Here is a 16720-nt window from a genome sequence, read left to right on the forward strand (position 1 = left end):
GTCCCTGGCCTTTCCCCATCCCCCAAACCCTGCGGAGAGCAGCCATGACACGAGTCCTCCTCGAATCCCTCGAAAAGCGGTACCCCGGCGCCGCGCCGTCCGTGTCCGATCTGGACCTCACTATCCAGGACGGAGAGTTCTTCACCCTTCTGGGGCCGTCCGGATGCGGCAAGTCGACTACCCTGCGCATGGTTGCCGGCTTCATTGCCCCCACCCGCGGACGCATTCTTTTCAACGACCGCGACGTCACCAACACCGCCCCCAACCGGCGCGACACCGGCATGGTGTTCCAGAACTACGCCCTCTTCCCCCACATGAGCGTCCGCGCCAACGTTGGATACGGACTTAGTGTCCGCCGTACCCCGCGGGCGGAAAAGAACAAGCGGGTGGACCGGGCACTGCAGCAGGTTGGACTGGAACGGTACGCCGACCGCCGGATCGATATGCTCTCCGGCGGCCAGCAGCAGCGTGTGGCCCTGGCCCGCGCCCTGGTCATTCAGCCGTCGGTGCTCCTGCTGGATGAGCCGCTCTCCAACCTTGATGCCAAACTCCGCGAGGAAACCCGCGCCGAAATCCGCGGTACACAAAAAGCGGCCGGGATTACCAGCATCTATGTCACCCATGACCAGGCCGAGGCCATGGCGATGAGCGACCGCGTGGCCATCCTTGAATCCGGCCGCCTCCACCAGGTTGCCCCGCCGCGCGAGGTCTACCACCGCCCTGCAACGTCATTCGTGGCACGCTTCATCGGCCGTTCCAACGTGCTCCCGTGCACAGTCCTTGCCATCGGATCGGACACCGTGGACGTCCGGTTGGAGGACGGTTCCCTGCTGCGGGCGCCCCGGGTTGCCGGCACCCCGTCCTGGCTTGCAGCCGTTGGAGACCAGGCCGCCGTCAGCCTGCGGCCGGAGGCCTTCACCATGTCCGTGCAGCACGGGGCTCCCTCGCTGCCGGAGGCCGGAGAGCTGGAAGGGACCGTGAAAACGGCTGAGTTCACCGGCGCAGTAAACGTCTATGAAGTGGACTGGAACGGAACCGAGCTGGTCGTCTCCGTGCCGGACGCCGAGGACCGCGCACAGCCCGGCGACCGGGTCATCCTGGCACCCCATCCCGCACGCGTGTGGCTGGTGGCACCGTGAGCAGCCTGGTAGCGAGACTGCGCCTGCGCAGCGGTACGACGTCGTCTGACCGGTTCATCTACTGGCTGGCAGTGCCGCTGGCACTGATCCTGCTCATTTACATCGTCATCCCCATGTTCGCTACCGCCCGCACCTCGCTCGACGGCGGTACCGGCAACTACGCCGGCTTCTTCGGCGGCAACTCGGGCCGGGCCCTTGGGCTGTCCGTGGGCATCTCCGTGGTTTCCGTCATCACCACGGGCGTCATCGGCACCGCCCTGGCCGTGCTGCTGACCCGGTTCGATTTCCCGGGCCGGAACGTGCTGCGGCTGTTCGCCATGCTGCCAATGGCCCTGCCGCCGCTGATCGGCGCCGTGTCCTTCTACTTCCTCTACGCCGAGAGCGGGATTGTTCCGCGTTTCCTCGCGCAGTACTTCGGTGCGGATCCCTCCGCGGTGTCCGCCAACGGTGTCCTTGGCGTCCTGCTGGTCCACACCATGACCATGTACCCGTACTTCTATCTCGCGGTCGCCTCCGGCCTGGCCGGTTCGGACGCGTCCATGGAGGAAGCAGCGCTGAACCTCGGAGCCAGCCGCTTCACCATGTGGCGCACGGTACTCCTGCCCATGCTCACTCCGGCGCTGGTATCCGGTGCCCTGCTGACCTTCATGGTCTCCATGGCGTCGTTCACGGCACCGCAGTTCTACAACGTACAAACACTGACGATGCAGATTGTCGCTTCTCGGACCTCGGGTGCCTATGAACTGGCTGCCGCACAGTCAACCGTGCTCTCCATCGTCTCGATCCTCTTCCTGCTCGCCATGCGCTGGTACCAGAACCGGCGGGTGCACCGCAGCGCTTCCAAGGGCACTCCGCAGGCGGTCAAAGTCCTGCATGGAACCCTCCCCCGGGTGAGCGCCGGAATCGGCTCCGCCCTCCTGGTGCTGATCCTGATGGCACCGGCTGCAGTGATCGTGCTCCTTGCCTTCACAGTGGACGGATCCTGGACCGTGCAGATCCTGCCCAGCGAATACACACTGGGCAACTTCGAGCGGATCTTCACGGACCCCTCCACCCTGCGCCCGATCCTGGTCAGCAGCCAGATGGCGTTCATCGCGATGATCGCCTGTGCGGTGGTCGGAGTGCTCGCCTCCTGGGTGGTTACCCGGTGGAAGGGCCCGGGCAAGGGCCTGCTGGACGTAATGGTCATGATTCCCTGGGCACTGCCCGGCACGGTGGTCGGCGTGAACCTGGTGACCGCCTTTGCCTCCCCCAGCCCCTTCAACCTCGGCCAGGTGCTGATCGGCTCGCTCTGGATCCTTCCCGTGGCGTACTTCGTCCGGTTCCTGCCCCTGGTCTTCCGGTCCGCCAACGCAGCACTGGCACAGATCGATCCGTCGGTGGAGGAAGCCGCCCGCAACCTGGGAGCCGGATCCTGGCGGGTACTGCGCACCGTTACGGTGCCCTTGATGTACCGCGGCATCCTGGCCGGCGCGCTGATGGCCTTCATTCAGGGCTTCGGCGAGTACGTGGCATCCGTCGTCATCTACCCCGCCCGCTTCGCCCCTCTGTCAGTGGAGATCTACAACCGCATCTACTCCAACGAATTCGGCACGGCAGCAGCTTACGGTGCACTGCAGATGGGCCTGATCCTGATCGTCCTGATCATCTCCCAGCGCCTGGAGAACCCGCGGGCCGGCGGGATTGCAGCCCTGCTGCGCCGCCGCCGTCGTCCCACCGTGGAGACACCGCTTGTGGGGCCGATCCCCTCCAGTGCCACGCCGCTGCCCATTCCCGCACCTGAACCAGCCGCCCCCGACCTGAAGCCGGTGAAATAAGCATGACCGAGTCTCCCCGTCCTCCTCTGACCGACCGCCCGGATCTGTCCGTCTACTGGGACAACCACCTGCGTGATGCCTTCGAAGAAGCCGCGTCCTACATCTATCCGCCCATGGTCGAAGCATCCCTGGCCCATGTGTGGATGCTCGACGACGAAGGCATCCTTCCGCGGGAGCGTTCCGCCCGGCTGGAGAAGGGTCTGCTTGATCTGTGGAAACGGATCACCGACGGCACCCAGGAATATGTCTTCGACGGTTCGGTGGAGGACCCCTACTACTTCATGGAGCAGCAGCTGGCTGCTGCCTGCGGGATTTCAACCTCTGAACTGGATGTGCAGCTGGCCCGCAGCCGCAACGACCTCGACGCCGGTGCGTTCCGGATGGTGCTTCGGCGCCAGATCCTCGACCAGGTGGACCTGGTCCTGCAGGCCGCGGCAGACGCCGCTGAACTGGCGCGCCGGCACGCAGACGCGCTGATTATCGGCTTCACCCACCGGCGTCCTGCCCAGCCCACCACCATCGGCCACGTCATGGGGGGCCTGGCCGAAGCTTTGCTGAGCCAGGGCCGGGAACTGCTGGACATCTACGCAGAGATGAATGTGTCTCCGCTGGGATCGGCTGCCTTCACCGGCTCCGACGTCCCGATCAACCCGCAGACGGTTGCGGACCTGCTGGGCTTCGACTCAACCTTCACGTCCAGCTACGAGGCGGTTGCCGGCGCCGAGCACTTTATGCGCCTCGCCGCCGCACAGGCGCGGATCTGCGCCACCGGTGCCCGTTTTTCCCGGGTGCTGCTGGAATGGATGACGTTCGGCTGGGTCGCTACCCCGGATGCCTACACGCAGGGCTCCTCGATCATGCCGCAGAAGAAGAACCCTGTGGTCCTTGAGCACATGGTCTCCATGGCCGGTGCTGCTGCAGCGGACATGTCCGCAACCTACGCGAACATCAACTCCGGCTGGTATGAGGACTCGAACAACGCCACCACCGACGTGCAGAAGCAGCTCTGGCGCGCCTCAGACCGGGTCATCCGGTTTGTGCGCATGCTGGACGGCCTGCTGGGCGAGTTCACTGTGCAGCGTCTCCCGGAGAAGGAGGAGATTGTGCGTTCCGGCGCCACCACCACCTCCGTGGCTGAAGCCCTGGCTGTGGCCGGCGTGCCCTGGCGCGGCGCCCACGACGTCGTTGGCCGGCTTTTCAAGTCCGCAGACCCAACCGCGTGGTCACGGGAACAGGTAGAGGAAGCACTCGCTGCCGGAAACATCAGCACTGACCTGACGGATCTGGTGCTCGCGGCGGGAACTGATCCCGGGCGTGTGCTGGACCGGCCGCAGGCCGGCAGCCCCGGCAGCAAGGCCGTCACCGTCACGGCGGAGCTGGCTTCGAGTGCCGCGCAGCACCTCGCCGCGCGCGCCGCTGAGCTCCGCTCCGGGATCGACGGAGCGCGGGAAACGCTGCTGCAGCGGGCACACTCATTGGCGGGAGCGGCATGAGCGGTGCGCCGTCCGCGGTCACGGTAGTAGGCAACACCAATCTGGACATCATGGTCTCCGGCGCAGCGGCGCTTCCCGAGCCCGGCACTGAGTCCATAGTCCCCGGCATCAGCATTCGCCTGGGCGGCTCCGCGGGCAACCTGGCAGTCCGCTGTGCGGGCCTGGGCCAGTCCACCACCTTGGTAAGCAAGGTCGGCAACGATGCCTCCACACGGCTGCTCGAACAGGAACTGGCCTTACCGGGACTTGAGTCTGTGCTGGTTCGTGACGCCGGGCTGCCCAGCGGCATCACCGTGGCGGTGGAAGCTCCAGGACGGGACCGGGCGTTTCTCTCCTCGCTCGGGGCAATGGCCGAGCTGACCCCCCAGGATGTCCCGCCAGCGGCCCTCGAGGCCGGAGCAGTAGTACTGGCGGGCTACTTTCTGCTCCCCAAGCTGCGTGCCGGTGCCGCCCAGGCGCTCTTCGCTGCCGCGCATGCCCGGGGTGCGTTAACAGTGCTGGATACCGGCTGGCCGGCCGAAGGCTGGACGGAAAGTGTCCGGGAAGAAGTGCACAGCGTGCTGGCATCGGTGGATCTGTTCCTCCCGAACAGTGATGAACTCGCCGGTCTGGCATCCAGTCCCAGCCCACAAGCGGCGGCCCTGTCCCTGGCCGCCGAGACAGCCACCATGGTCGTCGCCAAACTGGGCGCCGGCGGCGCCGGGCTTGCACTGCCGGACGGCACCTGGATCCATGAGCCTGCCGGCCAGGTAGTCCCCGTGGACAGCACCGGCGCCGGCGATGGGTTCAATGCAGCGTTCCTGGCCTGCCTCGCCCGGGGAGATTCCCCCGCCCGGTCCCTGGCTGCCGCAGTCCGCTATGCCACCGAACTCGTGGCCACCCACCCTGATCTGCGTGGATCTGTGCCATTGCCTGAACCGTTGAGCTTGTAGGAGGAACCGTGCATGTCTCGCGAATCGCGAACCGCCCAGTGGTGCAGGGCATTTCGATTGTCGACTTCCACCTGCACTTCCGGATGCCGTTCGACCCGCTGACTAAGTCCCTCTCCGGCGGCCAGTTCGCCTGTGAGGAGTCGAGTGCAGCAGCGGCAGACCGCGCCGCCAAAGTTGCCGGGATGTCCGCCCGGTGGCGCCGCAGCTGGGACTTTGCCGATCCGGAGCAGGGGGATGCGGACCAGGGTCCCGAAGCGGAAGCAGACCGGTGGGCCGCTGAACTGGATGACAACCATGTTGAACACGCTGCGTTCGTCACCGCGGGCGGCAACGATGCGATGGCCAAACTGGTGGCACGGGGCGGAGGCAGGTTCCTCGGCATGGCAGCAATGGCAGACCCGTTCCAGCCCGGAGCTGCTGAAAACTTCCGTCAGGCACTGGAACGGTATGACCTGCGCGGGCTGAAGATCTTTGCTCCGCTTATGTCCGCCCGGATCGATGATCCGGGCGCTGATCCGGTCTGGCGTGTGGCCGCTGAGCACCGGGTGCCCGTGCTGATCCACTTTGGCCATTGTGGTTCTGCCGGCGGAATCGCGCACAACGAGATGATTGAACCGGCCTGGCTGGAAACCGTTGCCAAACGCCACCCGGATGTCACGTTTGTGATTCCGCACTTCGGCATCCAGCACGTGCAGCAGGTCCTCTTCCTGATGTGGGCCTGCCCCAACGTCCAGGTGGATACCTCCGGGTCCAACCAGTGGGTGCGTTTTATGGCTCAGCAGCTCACGCTGGAAGATGTGTTCCGCCGGTTCTACGAAACGCACGGTCCTGAGCGGATAATCTTTGGAACCGATTCATCCTGGTTCCCGCGGGGGTACGTTCGCCGTTACCTCGCTGACCAGCTGAGGATCTGCTGGGAGATGGGCATGCCCGCCAGCCACGTTCAGCAGATCTTCGGGGCAAACGCAGCTTCGCTGCTTCGCATCGAAGGCTGGACCCCCGCGGACCCTGCCCTTCACACTGCCCAGGCCCCGGGAGCAAAGCTGTGAGCGTCACGATCCGCACCGCTGCAGGCCTGCCTGACCTTGGAGAACAGGCTGCCGCCACGGTGCTGGCCCGGCTGCAGGCCAGCACCCGGCCGGTCCTCGGTGTTGCCACCGGTTCCTCACCCCTGCCCCTGTACCAGGCACTGGCACGCCGGCGTGCGGAGCTTCCGCCGCTGCGGGCCTTTGCACTGGATGAATACCTGGGCCTTCCGGCGGGGCATCCGCAGAGCTACCGCGAAGTGGTGCGGCGCGAGGTCACCGCACCACTGGGACTGGATCCTGCAGAGGTGTTTGTGCCCGACGGCGGAACAAACAACCCGGACCGGGCAGCAGCGGCATATGAAGACACCATCCGCGCTGCAGGAGGGATCGATGTGCAGGTGCTGGGCATCGGCAGCAACGGCCACCTGGCTTTCAACGAACCTGGTTCACCTCTGGACTCCCGGACCCGCGTGGTGGACCTGGATGCCAGCACCAGGCAGGCCAATGCCCGGTTCTTCGCTTCCCCTGAGGAAGTCCCGTACCGGGCGCTGACACAAGGCCTGGGCACCATCCTGGAGGCGAAGGCGCTGGTGCTGATGGCTGCGGGTGAATCCAAGGCGGAGGCGGTGGAGCGGGCCCTCTGCGGGCCCGTCACGCCGGAGCTGCCTGCTTCGGTTCTGCAGCTGCACCCGGACGTGACGGTGCTGCTGGCTGAAGGCGCCAACAAGCTGCTGCCGCGCGAAGCAGGAGCGAACCTCAAATAGGTGAAACCGCCGGGAGCTCCTGCAGCGACCACTGGTTGCCGTCCGGATCGCTGAAGTAGACAAAGGTGCCCCACTCCAGGGGTGCCAGCTCACTGGCCTGCACCCCGCCGTCCAGCAAATGCTGCCGGGCTTCCGCAGCGCTGGGCACCACGATCTGGATCCGCTGGCTGCCGGGGACCATGTCCGTGGTTCCTTCGCCGATCACCACTGAACAGGCTGAGCCGGGCGGGGTCAGCTGCACAAACCGCAGGCTGTCGTCCACCCGGTGGTCGTGATCGGCGGCGAAACCCACCTGGTTTACATAGAAGTGTTTGGCGGCATCGACGTCGGACACCGGCACGGGAACTAACTCGATTTTCCAGTCCATGCCCGGGACGCTACGCCCGGGCTTTAGAGGCTGGAAGAGCTGCGCGGACACCTTTTGTCCGCAATGACGTGGGTCGGACGGGAATAAGCCTGCTTAGTATCGTGTTGGCACAACACATGACTGAGCAGACTGAAAACACCCTGTCCGCAACCATCGACCTCAAGGACCTGGGCACCGTCAGGCGCCTCGGGTTCGGGGCCATGCGCATTGTTGGCCCCGGTGTCTGGGGCGAGCCGGAAAGCCGCGGAACCGCCGTCGAGGTGGTGCGCCGCGCCGTGGAGCTGGGCGTCGATTTCATCGACACCGCAGACTCCTACGGCCCCAACATCAGTGAAGAGATCATTGCCGAAGCGCTCTACCCCTACCCCGACGGTGTGCGGATCGCCACCAAGGCCGGGTTCGTGCGCACCGGACCGGACGAGTGGATTCCGCTGGGCCGCCCCGAGTACCTGCGCCAGCAGGCGGAACTGAGCCTGCGTAAGCTCAGGGTTGATTCCCTGGACCTGTTCCAGCTGCACCGTATTGACCCCACAGTCGACGCCGAAGAGCAGTTCGCCGTGCTGCGGGACCTGCAGCAGGAAGGCAAGGTCAAGGCCCTTGGCCTGTCCCAGGTCAGCGTCGAAGAGCTCCAGGCGGCAGAGAAGTACTTCACCGTCTCCACAGTGCAGAACCGCTACAACCTGACCGACCGCTCTTCGGAAGACGTCCTGGATTACGCCACCGCCAACGGGATCGGGTTCATTCCCTGGGCTCCGATTTCTGCCGGTGAACTGGCCCAGCCAGGGGGCGTCCTGGACGAGGCCGCCAAGAAGCTTAACGCCACCACCTCCCAGGTTGCCCTTGCCTGGCTTCTGCAGCGTTCACCGGTCATGATGCCCATTCCAGGCACCGGCTCGGTGGCCCACCTTGAAGAGAACCTCGGTGCCGGGGACCTGGTGCTGGACGCCGACACTTTCGCGGAGATCGACGCCGCCGCAAGCTGAGTTTGCCGGCCCACCCGCTGACTGACTCCCCCAATGGAAGGACCCACACCATGAACAACATCCTGATGGTTGTCTCCGCAGCCGATTCCCTCACCATGAAGGACGGCTCCAAGCACCCCACCGGCTTCTGGGCCGAGGAACTGGTCGAATCACACCGCACGCTGCTCGAAGCCGGTCACCGCATCACGTTCGCCACCCCGGGCGGCAAGACCCCCACGGTGGACCGGATCAGCCTCCAGCCCGACCAGGCCGGAGGCGAGGAGAAGGCGGCGCACCTGTCGTCCTACCTTGAGGAGCTGCGTCCGGAGCTGGAAGCCCCCATGGCGCTGGCGGACGTCGCACCCCTGGAGTACGACGCCGTAGTGATCCCGGGCGGGCACGGCCCCATGGCGGATCTCGCCTCGGACTGGGACATGGGACGGATCCTGATCGCGGCAAACGATGCGGGCATGCTCATTGCCCCGTTCTGCCACGGCCCGGCGGCACTGCTTAGCGCTGAAACTCCGGAAACAGGATTCGCTTTCTCCGGCCGCCGGCTCACCGTTTTCACGAACGAAGAAGAACTGAACGGCGGCACTGGCGAGAACACCCCCTGGATGGTCGCTGACGCCCTCGCCGAAAAGGGTGCAGTCGTCGATTCCGGTCCCGCCTGGGAGAGCTTTGTCGTCACCGACGGCAACCTGATCACCGGGCAGAATCCGCAGTCCAGCGTGGACGTGGCCCGCCAGGTCCTGGCGTCCCTGCCCGACTAGATCTTTGGCAGACTGTTCCCATGACTGTCCTGATTGCCGGCTGCGGCGACCTGGGCACGGAAGCCGGCCTGCGGTTCGCCGCGGCCGGCTTTCCCGTGCTGGGGTGGCGCCGTTCGCCCGAAAAGATTCCCGCGCCTCTGGCAGGCCGGGCGGCCGACCTCACCGGAACGCTTCCGCGGGTTCCCGCGGATACCGACATTGTGGTGATCTGCGTTGCCGCAGGTGAGCGCACCGAGGCGGCCTACCGCTCGGCATACGTGGACGGCACATCGAATGTGCTGGATGCCCTGGAGCGCGACGGCGTCCAGCTGCGGCGCATCCTCTTCGTCTCGTCTACGGCCGTCTACGGAGACGCAGACGGCGGCTGGCTGGATGAAGACTCCCCCACTGCTCCTGCCTCGATGACCGGTGCCGTCATCCGCGAGGCCGAGGAACTGCTGCACTCCCGGCGGCCCGATGCCATAGTGCTGCGGCTGGCCGGAATCTACGGGCCGGGCCGCACCCGGCTGATCGACCAGGTCCAGGCAGGGGCAGCGGACCCGGGTCCGGGCCAGCTGACTAACCGGATCCACCGGGACGACGCAGCGGCCGCCGTCGTCCATCTGACCACCGCGGTCGCCGAGCCCGCGCCGCTGTATCTCGGAGTGGACAACGAGCCCGTGGAGCAGCGCGAGGTGCTCCGGTTTTTGGCCGGGGAACTCGGCACCGAGCTGGGGCCGGCCGCGCCGTCGTCCTCATCCCGCGGCGGAAACCGCCGCCTGTCCAACGCCCGGCTGCGCTCCACCGGATTCGAATTTACCTATCCGACGTTCCGGGAAGGGTACCGCGCGGTGCTGGCCGGGCAGGGTGTGCGCCACAGTTGAGCGGTTAGACCTGGGCGTATCGCCCGGCGCTGGCGCTGAGTTCCGATGCCGCGCTCTTGAGCCGGAGGTGAACACCAGGGTCCGCCGACCAGCCGCGATCAGCCGCGTTGGCGGAAAAGAACCGGTGGCTTGCCCGTGCCTTGGTCAGGCGGTCCGGCTTCGGTAGGCGTCCCCGGGCTTTGGATGGGCGTCCCCGGGCTTTGGGCAGGCGTCCGGGCTTTGGGTCGGCGCGGAATTCCTTCACTTTGGGACTCCCCTGCCGGTTCGGGACATTCCTGCCGCGGCGCCGCGCAGGAAAGTCCCAAACTGGCAGGCATGTCCAAAACCGCAGGGAACCGGCCCTGGCTTGGTGCCCAATCTGGCAGGAATGTCCCAAACCGCAGGGAACCTGCCCCGGATTCGTGCCCTAACCGGCAGAAATGTCCCAAACCGGAGGGCCGAGTAGCCGCCGCCGCAGTAGCAGCCGCCGCAGCAGTAGCCAACGACGCCACGTTACAGCTGCGGGTACCGTCCCACCCAGGGGCGGAGCACCTCGATTGCAGCACCCACACGGAAGACGGATTCCTCCGCAAACGGATGTCCCACAATCTGCACCCCCGTGGGGACCCCGTCGGCGCCGATCCCTGACGGCACGGCCAGGACCGGACACCGGTTGGCGATGTTGAACGGCGCGGTCAGGTGCCCTTCCCAGTAGTGCTGCAGCCGGGTTCCAGCCACCTCGATGCCGTCAAGGTAATCGGCATCCGCGGCCAGTGATCCCGCTCCCGAGGTCGGGCACAGCAGCACGTCGAATCCGTCCATGACATCAGCCAGCTCCGACTGGATCTTCGCCTCCGCCGCCAGCCCTTCAACCAGGGTCCTGCGCTCCGCAGCCGCCCGCGCGTCTGCCATGAACCGGCGGGTGTAGGAGGCCAGTGAGTCTTCGGTCCCGGCAGTGGCCTCCTCCATGGCCGGACCCAGAATGTAGCCGAAGTGGGTGAAGATCGTGCCCCGGATTTCCGCAGTGGTCCATGGCAGTTCCACTTCTTCGACCACGGCTCCTGCTGCCTGCAGGGTTTCGGCGACTGCGCGGGTGTTGGCTTCCACGGCAGGGTCGAGCGGATAGTCGCCCAGCCGCAGGCAGAGTGCCACCCGCAGCCCGGCCGCATTCCCGGCGTCGTCGAACTCCAGCGGCAGCGTGCCCGGCCCGCCGAAGGATGAGTGGTCCCCCGGGTGCCGGCCGGACATCACGTTGGCGAGCAGCGCCGTGTCCGCAACGGTACGCGCCATTGGCCCGTCTCCGCGGTACCAGTCGGCGGACAGCGGAGCCAACCCGGGAATCCTGCCATAGGGGGCTTTGTACCCAACGGTTCCGGTGAAGGCCGCCGGAAGCCTGGTTGACCCGGCAATGTCCGACGCCGTTGCAAGCGGTGCCAGGCCCGCCGCCAGTGCCGCTCCCGCGCCTCCGGAGGACCCGCCCGGGGAACGCTCCAGATTCCACGGATTGCGTGTCACTCCCCACATGGGGCTGTGCGTCACTGTGGCACAGCTGAATTCCGGCGAGGTGGTCCGTGCGTGCACGATTCCGCCGGCAGCACGGATACGCTCCACCACGGGATGGTCGGCCGCGGCTACTGCACCGGCCTGGGCAAGCAGTCCCTGGGAGAAGCTGCGCCCGGCCAGGGCGTGCTTCTCCTTAGTCGCCACGGGCAGTCCCAACAGGGACCGCCGTCCGGCGCTTCCCCGCAGGTACTCTGCTTCCGCACTGCGGGCCTGGACCATTGCGTCGTCGAACATGGTTTCCGTGAACGCATTGACCGAATCATTTGCCGAAGCGGCGCGGTCAATCATGGACTGCAGCAGTTCCACGGGCGATAACTCCCGGGAACGGAACAGTTTCAGTGCAGTGACGGCGTCCAGGTAATGCAGGGGCTGTCCCTGCGCCGGTGCGGGGAGCTCGCCGGTGGCCGGTGTGCTCATGCTGCCGGACCCGTGGCCTGATCCGTCAGGGCACCGTGCACGAGCTTCCAGCCCAGTTCGGTGAGCGCGTCCAGTCCGGCAACCATGTCCTCGTCCTTGGTGAACTCGCGCTCACAGTGCGAGACCCCGTCCACGGAGGGAATGAAGAGCATGACGGTGGGCGCGATGCGGTTCAGCGCCACCGAATCATGCCCGGCCATGGTCTGGATCCGGCGGATCCCCAGCCCCAGCTCAGCGGCAACCTTCTCCGCCAGTTCGAGGCCTTCCTCCGGGTAGTACTGGATGCCGCGGATATCGAAGTCGTTCACGTTGATGGTGATGTCGTGTTCGCGGGCGATGGCGTCGATGTCGGCGAGCAGGGACGCGCGGGCTTCGCTGACGATCTCCGGTGATGCCGAGCGCAGGTCCGCCACCAGGTGGACCCGGCGCGCGACGACGATCGGCGAGTTCGGCTCCAGCGTCATCCGCCCCACCGAGGACACCAGCGCTTCTTCGGCGAACTTCTTCGTCACGTCATGGACCAGCAGCACCACCTTGGACGCCGCCACCAGGGCATCGTGCCGGTCTGCCATGGCAGTGGCGCCGGTGTGCGACTGTTCGCCGAGCACCTCGATGTCCAGTTTCTGGGTGTACCAGGAGTAGTCGACGGCGCCCAGCGGCAGCTGCTCGCGTTCCAGGATGCGGCCCTGCTCAATGTGAATTTCTGCGTAGCTGGCCACCTCCGGCCGCGGATCCGTGCCGAGGTACCCGATTCCGGCCAGTGCCTCCCGGACGGAAACCCCGGCAAGGTCACGGACCTCCAGCATGGCTTCTTCATCCATGAGCCCGGCAAACACTGAACTGCCCATGATGGACGGGGCAAACCGCCCGCCTTCCTCGTTGAACCAGTTCACAACCGCCAGGTTGAAGACCGGGGTTCCTCCGGCGGACTGAAGGCGCTCGGTGATCCGGGAGGCGGCGTGCAGGCCGGCGATCACGCCGTACGCGCCGTCGAACCGGCCGCCCAGCGGCTGGCTGTCCAGGTGGGAGCCAACCAGCACGTACGGCGCTCCGGGAACCAGCTCGATCAGCGCGAACATGTTGCCGATGCTGTCCACTCGCACCTCCCAGCCCCGGGCTTCGGCGTAGGCGGCAAACCAGTCCCTGGTCTGCTTGTCTTCAGCGGTGGCTGCTTGCCGGTCGACGCCGTTGGCTTCGGTGGCGCCAATGGCGGCGACGTCGTGGAAGTCCGTGAGGAATGCCTGGGATGAAGTCATGGTTCTTTCCTTTGGTTCAGGCGGGTGTGGAGCGGTTCGGCGGGTTTACCCGGCGCTAGCCCATGCGGCCGCGGGTTTCCGGCACTTTGGTGAGGGTGAGCAGCAGCAGCACGATCACGGCTGCAGCACTCATGTAGAAGCCCGGCGAGTACGCCACGTCCGTCGCGGCTACCAGTGCGGTGCCCACGAACGGTGCGGTTCCGCCGAAGATGGCATAGGCAACGTTGTAGCTGATGGCTGCGGAGGTGAAACGGGTCTTGGTGGTGAAGATTTCCACGAAGAACGTGTAGCAGCCGCCGCCGTAGATGCAGAGCGGAATGACAAAGAGCAGCTGGCCCAGGATGGCCAGTCCCAGCACGCCGCTGGTCACCAGCATGAAGCAGGGCACGGCGAAGACGGCCAGTGCAGCCGAGCCGGCAATCAGCATGGGCTTGCGGCCAACCCGGTCCCCGATGATTCCGCCCAGCGGCAGGAGCAGTGCGTAGAACGCCATGGCTGCGGCGTTGGCCAGCAGGGACTGGTCCCGGCTCAGGTTTCCGGTGGTCTGGACGTAGGAGACGAAGTACCCGGAGAGGAAGTAGAAGCCCATTGCGGTCAGGCCCATCACGAAGATGACCTGCAGCATACGGACCTTGTTGGTGCGGAAGGTCTCGCGGATGGGGCTGTATTCCTTGGTCTGGTTCTTGGCCAGGACTGCCTTGAAGACTTCGCTTTCCTCGGTCTTGGCGCGGATCCACAGGCCGAAGAGGGACAGCGGCAGTGCCAGCAGGAACGGGATGCGCCAGCCCCAGCTCTGGAAGTCGGCGTCGCTCATGGACTGGCTGAGGATCAGGATCAGCGTTCCGGCCACCACGGAGGGCAGCGCGGTGGCAGCGAGGGTGATGTTGAGCCAGAAACCGCGGCGGTTCGCCGGCGCGTGCTCAAAGACGAACGACGGCGCGCCCACCGATTCACCGCCTGCCGAGAATCCCTGCACCAGCCGGCAAAGCACCAGCAGGGCCGGAGCCAGCGCACCAATGGTTGCGTAGGTCGGAAGCAGTCCGATGGCTGCAGTCGCCGCACCAATGGACACGAGGGTGATGTAGAGGACCCGGCGCCGGCCAATCTTGTCGCCCAGGGCACCGAAGAACAGTCCGCCCAGCGGCCTAATCAGGAAGGCGACGCCGAAGGTGGCGAAAGTGGACAGCAGCCCGATGAAGGCGCTTTCACTGGGAAAGAAGAGCTGTGAGAGAACCACGGCTGAGAGGCCGTAGAGGGCGAAGTCGTAGAACTCAATGAACTGGCCAACGCTGCCGCCGGCCAGGACACGCTTCTGCATGCCTGTAATGCGGGGCTTGGCACCTTCCGCCGGAGCGGACTGGACACTGGTGTCGTGCGGAGTCACTTCGTTCGTAGTCATGGGAGCCACCGTACGCATTCCGCGTTGAGCGGTCGTTGCCTGCGGTTTCCGTGAAGTAACGCGTTGTCAGCCGGTGTAACAAGTGCGTTTCCCGAAGCGGGTCCGGGTGCCGGATGCTGCGTAATACCGAGGAAACATGGTTCTGGACTTCTCAACTGCACTCCTGGTGGTCAGTGCCGGCGCTCAGGGGCAGGAGTCCCGCAGTGGTGCGGATCTTGCCCCTGCATAACGGCAGGGCAGAGATGATGATGGGTCCACTCTGGTGATCCAGATCACAGATGTCCAGTTCATGTTTCTGAACAGAATGATCGATTTTTCTGATGCGCGAACTAGCGCGCTGCCCCATAGAGGCGGCCGCAAACGTCCTCGAAGGCGAGCGCCCGGCGCGTGGGGCGGACGCCGGCCGGCCGTACCAGCATGACTTCGATTCCGGGAACGTCATCGGTGAGCCGAAGCGGAACAACCCGGCCGCCGGCGTAGGTCTGGTCATGGTGCAGCCGCTGGTTCAACACCGAGTAGCCGTGCCCCCGGCCCACGAAGGAGCGCACAGTTTCATACCCTGAGGCACGGTGCCGGATTCTTGGGCGGACACCGGCCGCTGCAAACAGGCTCATAAAGTACTCGCGGGTGTGCGGCAGATCCAGCAGAATCAGGGGCTCGTCTTCGAACTGGCGAAGGGACACTTCGCCTTCCGCGCTGGCTGCCAGTGGATGATCCGCAGAGACCAGCACGTGCGCTGGGATCCGCTCAACTACCTTGGTGGTGAAGCCGTCGTCCAGCCCCAGCCCGTACATCAGCGCCAGCTCGCAGTCTCCCTGCAGCAGGGACGTTCGCACATACTCCTGGTCCCCCTCCAGGAACGAAATCTGGACATCGGGGTGGGCCGCTTCAAAGGCCTGCAGTATCACCGGGGCGCGGAACGGCGCCAGCGGCGCAAAGACACCGACGCGCAGCTCTCCGGTCAGGGCATCCGAGTAACCGCGCGCCGACTCGTAGAGGGCATCCGCATCCTCAAGGAACGGAGTGATGTCCTTGGCGAACTGTCGCCCGGCTGCCGTGAGCCGCATTCCCCGCTGCCGCCCCCGGATAAAGAGCTGCACCTCCAGGTCCTTCTCCAGCTGGGAGACAGCAGCGGACAGCGCTGACTGGGTGACATTGAGTTCCCGGGATGCCGCAGTCATGCTCTCTGCAGCCGCTACCGCCGAGAAGTAGCGCAGCTGCACCAGGGTGAACGGTTTGGCCATGGGCCCTATCCTGCCAGCACCTGCCTCTGGCCTGCGGTTACATGACGGCCTGTAGTTACATGAGATCGGGCAGGCATGCGGCACAGCTGAACGCCTACGCCGGCTAAAGCGGAGGAAACGCAGCCACAAAAAAGCCGCACCGGCGGCTCCCCCATGGGGAACCACCGGTGCGGTTATGTATTTGGGAGCTTAGCCCTTGGGGATGGGCGGGCCAAGGTAGAGCAGGATTGAGAAGACGACGGCGACGCCGGCTACTGCAACCAGTGCGGAAGCTCCCGGACGGCGCAGCACCATGGCCTGTACCTTGTCCACGAAGTTCTTGGGTTCTTCGCCGCCGGGAGCCAGGCGCCAGCCGCCCTCCAGCAGTCCGCGCTTGTCTACAGACTTTTCGAACGGAATCGTGGCCCAGGGCACCACGGCGAGCGCCACGCCAAGCACACCGGTACCGGCCGACCATTTCTGGTTCACCCAGACGAACACGGTCACCACGGCGTAGGAGAGGAACACAAAGCCGTGGATGCCGCCGGCGATGGGAGTGAAGGCTTCGTCGCGGAACGCATACTTGGCCACCAGGGCAGCGATCAGCAGGGTCCACGTTACGGCCTCCGCAAAGGCCAGGGTTGTGAACAGTTTGCGGGGAGTCATGGAGGAGAGCACCTTCCGACGGGGGTTTGCCAACATTATGTCAGCATGGAACGGCGCACCCTAATTCAGGCTGCACGCC

At 65.6% G+C, this 16720-nt stretch carries 15 protein-coding genes; 9 read left to right on the forward strand and 6 right to left on the reverse strand.

The features are described from left to right. Window positions 1–44 precede the first annotated feature (44 nt). The 6 genes from FYJ28_RS06180 to FYJ28_RS06205 are packed head-to-tail and all read left to right on the forward strand — an operon-like array spanning window position 45 to window position 7173. Window positions 45–1139: an ABC transporter ATP-binding protein gene (locus FYJ28_RS06180; protein ID WP_055243055.1), complete on the forward strand. Its 1095-nt coding sequence runs from the start codon at window positions 45–47 to the stop codon at window positions 1137–1139. Continuing rightward, window positions 1136–2956 (forward strand): ABC transporter permease, encoded by a 1821-nt coding sequence (locus tag FYJ28_RS06185; RefSeq protein ID WP_235472148.1) that lies wholly within the window; start codon window positions 1136–1138, stop codon window positions 2954–2956. Before FYJ28_RS06180 ends, FYJ28_RS06185 begins: the two co-directional genes overlap by 4 nt. 2 nt (window positions 2957–2958) lie before the next feature. Next, on the forward strand, window positions 2959–4449 hold the full coding sequence (locus FYJ28_RS06190; RefSeq protein WP_154578648.1) for a lyase family protein: 1491 nt from the start codon (window positions 2959–2961) through the stop codon (window positions 4447–4449). Next, entirely contained in the window at window positions 4446–5381 is a 936-nt protein-coding gene (locus FYJ28_RS06195) for a carbohydrate kinase family protein (protein WP_154578649.1), read from the forward strand. Before FYJ28_RS06190 ends, FYJ28_RS06195 begins: the two co-directional genes overlap by 4 nt. Window positions 5382–5389: 8 nt before the next feature. Then, a complete protein-coding gene (locus FYJ28_RS06200; protein ID WP_326831547.1) occupies window positions 5390–6430 on the forward strand; it encodes an amidohydrolase family protein in 1041 nt (346 codons plus the stop codon). After that, on the forward strand, window positions 6427–7173 hold the full coding sequence (locus FYJ28_RS06205) for a glucosamine-6-phosphate deaminase (protein ID WP_326831548.1): 747 nt from the start codon (window positions 6427–6429) through the stop codon (window positions 7171–7173). Before FYJ28_RS06200 ends, FYJ28_RS06205 begins: the two co-directional genes overlap by 4 nt. Here FYJ28_RS06205 and FYJ28_RS06210 read toward each other — a convergent pair. Continuing rightward, window positions 7166–7540 (reverse strand): glyoxalase superfamily protein, encoded by a 375-nt coding sequence (locus FYJ28_RS06210; RefSeq protein ID WP_055243061.1) that lies wholly within the window; start codon window positions 7538–7540, stop codon window positions 7166–7168. The genes FYJ28_RS06205 and FYJ28_RS06210 overlap by 8 nt on opposite strands. A 116-nt stretch (window positions 7541–7656) precedes the next feature. Here FYJ28_RS06210 and FYJ28_RS06215 point away from each other — a divergent pair, with 116 nt between their 5' ends. The 3 genes from FYJ28_RS06215 to FYJ28_RS06225 are packed head-to-tail and all read left to right on the forward strand — an operon-like array spanning window position 7657 to window position 10138. Continuing rightward, window positions 7657–8523, forward strand: coding sequence for an aldo/keto reductase (locus FYJ28_RS06215; RefSeq protein ID WP_055243063.1), 867 nt, complete (start codon window positions 7657–7659; stop codon window positions 8521–8523). Between the two features lie 50 nt (window positions 8524–8573). After that, window positions 8574–9275, forward strand: a complete 702-nt coding sequence (locus FYJ28_RS06220) for a type 1 glutamine amidotransferase domain-containing protein (protein ID WP_055243065.1) — start codon at window positions 8574–8576, stop codon at window positions 9273–9275. 20 nt (window positions 9276–9295) lie between these two features. Then, on the forward strand, window positions 9296–10138 hold the full coding sequence (locus tag FYJ28_RS06225; protein WP_154578650.1) for an SDR family oxidoreductase: 843 nt from the start codon (window positions 9296–9298) through the stop codon (window positions 10136–10138). A gap of 492 nt (window positions 10139–10630) precedes the next feature. Here the strand turns inward: FYJ28_RS06225 and FYJ28_RS06230 are convergent, their stop codons facing one another. The 5 genes from FYJ28_RS06230 to FYJ28_RS06250 all read right to left on the reverse strand — a co-directional run bounded on the left by FYJ28_RS06230 (window position 10631) and on the right by FYJ28_RS06250 (window position 16641). Continuing rightward, a complete protein-coding gene (locus FYJ28_RS06230; protein ID WP_154578651.1) occupies window positions 10631–12097 on the reverse strand; it encodes an amidase in 1467 nt (488 codons plus the stop codon). Next, window positions 12094–13353, reverse strand: a complete 1260-nt coding sequence (locus FYJ28_RS06235; protein WP_154578652.1) for a M20 family metallo-hydrolase — start codon at window positions 13351–13353, stop codon at window positions 12094–12096. Before FYJ28_RS06235 ends, FYJ28_RS06230 begins: the two co-directional genes overlap by 4 nt. A 55-nt stretch (window positions 13354–13408) precedes the next feature. Beyond that, window positions 13409–14752 carry an MFS transporter gene (locus tag FYJ28_RS06240; RefSeq protein ID WP_082413690.1) on the reverse strand — a complete coding sequence of 448 codons (1344 nt, stop codon included), beginning with the start codon at window positions 14750–14752 and terminating at the stop codon, window positions 13409–13411. Between the two features lie 329 nt (window positions 14753–15081). Beyond that, the gene (locus FYJ28_RS06245) at window positions 15082–15996 is read right to left on the reverse strand and encodes a LysR family transcriptional regulator (protein WP_154578653.1); all 915 of its coding nucleotides are present in this window, start codon (window positions 15994–15996) and stop codon (window positions 15082–15084) included. A 189-nt stretch (window positions 15997–16185) separates the two neighbouring features. Next, a complete protein-coding gene (locus FYJ28_RS06250) occupies window positions 16186–16641 on the reverse strand; it encodes a DUF3817 domain-containing protein (protein WP_154578654.1) in 456 nt (151 codons plus the stop codon). Between the last annotated feature and the right edge of the window lie 79 nt (window positions 16642–16720).

The sequence above is a fragment of the Arthrobacter sp. BL-252-APC-1A genome, from assembly GCF_009696625.1.
Classification (GTDB): domain Bacteria; phylum Actinomycetota; class Actinomycetes; order Actinomycetales; family Micrococcaceae; genus Arthrobacter_B.